Source organism: Mesorhizobium sp. M7A.F.Ca.ET.027.03.2.1 (genome assembly GCF_003999175.1).
Lineage (GTDB): Bacteria > Pseudomonadota > Alphaproteobacteria > Rhizobiales > Rhizobiaceae > Mesorhizobium.
Map to the genome: position 1 here is coordinate 1 of NZ_RZOM01001921.1, position 430 is coordinate 430.

A 430-nucleotide genomic window follows, 5' to 3' on the forward strand; every position below is an offset into this window, starting at 1 on the left:
GGTCGCTGTTCAAGGCGATCGACCGCGCGGTGACCGGCGGCGGCGCAAGGCTGCTCGCCGACCGGCTGATGGCGCCGCTGACCCACCCGGCTGCGATCGGCGCCAGGCTGGATTCGGTGTCGTTCTTCCGTTCCGAAACGCGGCTCTGCCAAGCGGTGCGGTCGAGCCTGAGGAGCGTCGCCGACATGCCGCGCGCACTGTCGAGGCTGGCGCTCAACCGGGGTGGGCCGCGCGACCTTGGCGCGCTGCGCGCCGGCTTCGAGGCGGCAGGCGCGCTCGCCGAAATCTTTGCCGCGACCGCCCTGCCCCCGGAACTTGCGGCGGCATTGGCCGCCATCCATGCTCTGCCCCAGGCGCTGGCCCAGCATCTGACCCAGGCGCTTGGCGACGAACTGCCGCTGCTCAAGCGCGATGGCGGCTTCTTGCGCGG

1 pseudogene is annotated in these 430 nt (G+C 72.3%); it reads left to right on the top strand.

From position 1 onward, the window contains the following. Positions 1-430, top strand: a pseudogene (locus tag EN750_RS38785) (DNA mismatch repair protein MutS); the annotation flags it as partial.